Annotated in this window: 3 protein-coding genes and 2 pseudogenes; 4 read left to right on the top strand and 1 reads right to left on the bottom strand. The window is 63.8% G+C overall.

Going from position 1 to position 5,066, the window contains the following annotated elements; translation table 11 throughout:
* Nucleotides 1-155 precede the first annotated feature (155 nt).
* Nucleotides 156-323 (top strand): annotated as a pseudogene (locus tag A6A27_RS45750) (superoxide dismutase); the annotation flags it as partial.
* 44 nt (nucleotides 324-367) lie between these two features.
* A pseudogene (locus A6A27_RS47365) lies at nucleotides 368-460 on the top strand (hypothetical protein); the annotation flags it as partial.
* Nucleotides 461-656: 196 nt separating this feature from the next.
* Here the strand turns inward: A6A27_RS47365 and A6A27_RS06400 are convergent.
* Nucleotides 657-1,040 (bottom strand): PepSY-associated TM helix domain-containing protein, encoded by a 384-nt coding sequence (locus A6A27_RS06400; RefSeq protein WP_143193921.1) that lies wholly within the window; start codon nucleotides 1,038-1,040, stop codon nucleotides 657-659.
* A gap of 202 nt (nucleotides 1,041-1,242) precedes the next feature.
* Here A6A27_RS06400 and A6A27_RS06395 point away from each other — a divergent pair, with 202 nt between their 5' ends.
* Nucleotides 1,243-3,135, top strand: coding sequence for an ATP-dependent nuclease (locus A6A27_RS06395; RefSeq protein ID WP_073833616.1), 1,893 nt, complete (start codon nucleotides 1,243-1,245; stop codon nucleotides 3,133-3,135).
* The gene (locus A6A27_RS06390; RefSeq protein ID WP_073833615.1) at nucleotides 3,125-4,819 is read left to right on the top strand and encodes a UvrD-helicase domain-containing protein; all 1,695 of its coding nucleotides are present in this window, start codon (nucleotides 3,125-3,127) and stop codon (nucleotides 4,817-4,819) included. Before A6A27_RS06395 ends, A6A27_RS06390 begins: the two co-directional genes overlap by 11 nt.
* Nucleotides 4,820-5,066: the final 247 nt, after the last annotated feature.

The following is a 5,066-nucleotide window of genomic DNA, read 5'->3' as shown; positions in this document are numbered from 1 at the left end:
CACGGCTCTACGCAATTGCGCACAAGATCGTAATAGTGCTGGCATCAGTGGGTGGTTGTCCCGGCTCGCGATGATCCAACTCGCCGGGGCAGCCGCCCACTGGGCTGGCAAGAACGACGGAAGTTGCCCAGGTGGGCGTGTACTCCCTGCCCGACATGCCGTACGACTACGGGGCCTTGGAACCGGCGGTGTCCGGCGAAATCCTGGAACTACACCACAGCAAGCACCATGCCGCATACGTCAAGGGCAGCAACGACGCCCTGGAACAGCTCGCCGATGCCCGCGACAAGGGAGACTTCGCCGCCCTGGTCGGGTTGGAGAAGACCTTCGCGTTCAACCTGTCCGGGCACGTGCTCCACTCGATCTTCTGGAACAACCTCTCCCCGGACGGCGGCGACCGCCCAGAGGGGAACTGGCGGCGGCGATCCAGGAGCATTTCGGCTCCTTCGACGGCTTCATGGGGCAGCTGTCGGCGGAGACGAAGAGCGTGCAGGGCTCCGGCTGGGGGTGCTCGCCTTGGAGCCGCTCGGGCAGCGACGATCGTGAAGCAGGTGTACGACCACCACGGCAACGTCGGACAGGGCAGCATCCCGCTGCTGGTTTTCGACGCCTGGGAGCTACGCCTACTACCTGCAGTACCGCAACGTCCGGCCGGACTACGTCGACCGGCTGTGGAACCTGGTGAACTGGGCCGATGTCACCGCCCGCTTCGATGCCGCCCACGCCGCCACTCCGAAGCTCTGACCGACGTGACGGGACTGATCCCCATCGCGGCGGACCTCGTCCAACGCGCCGCCGGGGTCATCGCGGCCAAGCACCGCGGTGACCCCGCCGGCGAGGGCGGTGGCCAGCTGGGGCTGATGCGCGTCGAGGGCGGTGAGGGCGTTGTCGAAGTTGCCGCCCGCGTATCGGGACCAGGTCAGCCCGGTCGCGGAAAGGATCAGCAGCGCGCCGCCGATCCACACGCCGGTGGCCGCGTGCCAGCCCCGGGTGTGTCGGACGGCAAATGCTGCCGTGGGCGTAACGCCTACTCGTTTCAGTCCCCAGCGTGTCTGACGTAGATGTCCCGCAGGTCGGCCGACCCGTCCGCAATTGCGGCAGCCTAGCTGTACGTCCGACTTTGTTAGCGTATCGTCCTATTCGGACGCTCCCCGCTAATGCGACACCATTACGGGCATCGCGCTGGTTCCGGGGCTTGACCCATACTGGCCGGACCGCATGGGCGACCCTCAAGGAGCGCAGGTGAAGGTAAGCCGCATTACGTTTCAAAACTTCCGCGGCGCGAAGAGTGGCACGGTGCTACTCGATGGCCACTCCTTGCTCGTGGGCGGCAACAGTGTCGGCAAGTCGACGATCTGCGACGCCCTCGATCTCGTGTTGGGCCCGGAGCGGATGGCCCGCCGACCGGTAATCGATGAGTATGACTTCTTCGCTGGCCAATATCTGCTGGCCGACGGGACGACCCCAGAAATCAGGATCGAGGTGATTTTGACGGATCTCTCCGAAGAGGCGACTCGCCGTTTTCGCAGTCACCTGCGTGTCTGGTCTGCGACCTCGCGGGAACTACTGAACGTCGTGGTGCCTCCCGCACCCACGCCGGGCGGGGCTCAGGACCTCGTCGCTGCGTTGCGGCCATCCGAGCCGGGGCCGGAGGAGGGTGCTTGGTGTCTACCGGTGGTGTTCATCGGTCGTTTCGATCCGGACGAGGACGACTTCGCCGCGGGTACGTTCTTCGCCTACCCGGAGGTTGTTGTCGATAGCTTCGCCGACTTTGAGGGTGACCTCGGACAGGGCCTCAAGCCCTTCAAGCGCGAGGACAAGCGAATGTGCGGTTTTATCTACCTACGCGCCAATCGCACGGGAAGCCGAGCCCTCAGCTTCCAACGGGGGTCGCTGATCGATACGATCGTGCGGCTTGAGGCGCAGGGCGCCGACGCGTCGCTGTGGGAGCGGGCGCTTCGCGATGTGGACCAGGTGGTGGTCACCGGGGATGGCTCGGGCTTCGCGAAGATCCGTACCGAGGTCCGCAAGCTCGTCAGCCAGTTCATCAATCTCAGCGACCATCCAGCGGCTGTGGACGTGCACATATCCGATCTCACCCGTGAACATCTGCGCGAAGTCCTGCGGCTGTTCGTGTCGACCCAGCCGGGCACCTACCCGGTTCCGTTCAACCGGCTGAGCACCGGATCGCTGAACCTTCTGGTGTTCGCACTACTCACCTACATCGCGCAACTGACCGAGGACCAGTCGGTTATCTTCGCGATGGAGGAGCCGGAGATCGCGCTCCCGCCACATGCCCAGCGCAGGCTGGTCCGGTTCACGCTCGACCAGATGGACCAGGTGATCGTCACATCGCACTCGCCCTACGTCATAGAGATGTTCGATCCTGACCACGTGGTGACCGTGGCCCGCGACGACGCCGGGACGCTAACCAGCTGGCCGGTTACCCTCCCAGCCGATTACAAGATCAAAAAGTATTGGACCAACCAGCGTCAGTTCGCCGAGGCGGTCCTGGCACGCGCGGTCTGTGTCGTCGAAGGAGCCACCGAGCTCGCCACCCTGCGGGTCGCCGCCGACATCCTTGAGCAGGACCCGACGTCGGACTATCAGCACCTCGACCTGACGGGCATCTCGCTGTTCGACGCCGGCGGGGACACGTCGGTGCCGCTGTATGCGCCGGTCTTCGCAGCGATGGGCAAGCCTGTGTTCGGTATTCATGACAGGCCGACCAGCCCGTTGACCGCCGAACAGACCTCGAAGACCGCCGACTTCACCATCTACCGGGTGATCGGCTATGCGGGCATCGAAGAGCTGTTGACCAACGAGATTCCGGTCGAAATTCAACGCCGGTTCTGTACTGCCGTCAGCACCAGAAGTGACTATCCGCAGGAGTGTGGCATCCTGGATGCCAGCGCAGGCGAGGAAGCCGTCAGAGACCACACCCGTCACGTGCTGAAAAAGCGCAAGGGATCGTTCGATGGCTACGCGCCTCTACTCGTTGGAGAATGCCGCAGCCAGGCGGATCTTCCGGCGACAGTCGTCGAGTTCCTTATGGAGATGAACCAGGTGCTGGCTGAGAAGACGGCCACCGAAACGGCGACCGATGGTGCAAACGAAGCCGCCGATGAATCTTGATCAGCCCCGACTCGACATCCTCGCGACATCGGGTCACTTGCTTATCATCGGAGGCCCTGGCTGCGGCAAGACGACCATCGCCCTACTAAAAGCACGCGAGGTCGTTCCCGCCCTCAAGCCGGAACAGTCCGTGCTGTTCCTCAGTTTCTCGCGAGCGGCGGTACGGCAGATCACCGACCGGATGGCAGGGGTGCTCAACCGGCAGACTCGGCGGCGGTTGGAGGTTCGCACGTTCCACGCCTTCTTCATGGACATCGTGCGCAGCCACGGCCGGTTGCAAACCGGCAAGTCCTCGTCCTTCATCACCCCTGACCAAGAGCAGCAGATGCAGGCGGCGTTCGAGGGCGACTGGGCTGCCGAAACCCGCCGGCTGGCCGCCGACGGCAAGTACGTGTTCGACCTGCTGGCCTGCACAGCGGCCGATCTCTTCGAGCGCTACCCTATCCTCGCCGCTCTCTACGGCGACGCGTACCCGGTCGTAATCGTGGATGAGTTCCAGGACACCAACGACGACCAGTGGCGAGCGATCCGTGCGCTGAGCGCGACGTCGACGATTCTCTGCCTCGCAGACCCCGATCAGCGCATCTACGACCACCTGCCTGGCGTCAACGAGGAGCGCATCCAACACGCCATCGACACCCTGCAGCCGAAGTCATTCGACCTGTCCAAGGACAATCACCGCAGCCCCGGGCAGGGCCTGCTCGCATACGCGAACGCGGTGCTGCGGAATGACCCCAGCATCCCGGTGCCGGACAACCTTACCTACGCCACATACAACTACCGAAAAGTGGAGGTACTGGCTCATCAGTACCTGATCGCGCTGCGCCAGCATCTGCGTAAGGAACTGGGCAGAGAGCCCACCATCGCAGTTCTGGCCCCGACCAATTCGCTCGTCGGTCGACTGTCGGAGGCAGCGGCGACAGAAATCGAGATCGACGGAACCCCCTACCCGGCCGTGGACCACGAACTCAACCTCGACCAGGACCTGGCGTCCGCGTCCGCCTACGTGGTCGCGTCGATCATGGAATGGCCCGGCGTCGACCCAGACGTGGCACTAACCGCAACGGTGGAACTTATCTGCAACTTCTACCGTGTGAAGTCCACCAAGACGCCCGGAGCGAAAGCGAAGGTCGCAGTTCTTGAGCGCGCGCTAGCGGACATCGCTGCCGGAGCGAAGGTCCGATCAGGAACCGTCAAGGCGATCGCCGCCGCCTGCTCCGACGGGATCCAGTTCACCGGTAGTCCAGTGCAGGACTGGCAACTCGCTCGCGCCCGATTGAGCGGGTCCAACGAGTTGAAGGAAATCTTCGGCAAGGCCCGCCTCATCCGGTTACTGAAAGCAACCGATGCGATCGCTTGGGCGCTCACTGACGCGTGGAACGGCACCACGTACCTAGACGCGGCAGCGGTGGTGCGTCGAGTTTTGGCGAACCGGATGATCGAGGCGATTCCCTCCGAGGAGGCCGCGACCACGACCTTCATGAACATGTACAAATCAAAAGGTAAGGAGTTCGATGGTGTCGTCATCGCTGAGACCAGGTTCGGTAATGACCAGCTCATCGATCACACGAGTAAAGAGGACGACATCCAGTCTCGCCGGCGGCTCCTTCGAGTCGCGATCACCCGGGCACGCCACCACGTGGTGATCATTCGCCACGCCTCGCAACCACCCCTGATCGGCTGACCTGCCAGCCCTGGCGTCCACAGGGCCTGCTTGTCGCACCCCCTGGGTAGCGTGGTTGTACGGCCAGGTGCGGTCTGCCCGGACCGAGGATGAACGCGGGCGCAGCCGCAGCAAGTCGAGGTTGAAGGTGGTCGAGGCAGTGCGTGGAGTGCCCGCCCCGCCCCAAAGCGCACCGTGGAGGGCCGGCTGGACCTGCGCGGGCTAACGATCTTGTCGCAATTGCGTAGAGCCGTGAGCTGCGGTGATT

Origin of the sequence: Micromonospora sp. CB01531 (assembly GCF_001905095.1) — a bacterium.
Lineage (GTDB): Bacteria > Actinomycetota > Actinomycetes > Mycobacteriales > Micromonosporaceae > Micromonospora.
The sequence above is the reverse complement of the archived record's forward strand: the minus strand, read 5'-3'. Positions and strand labels throughout refer to the sequence as shown.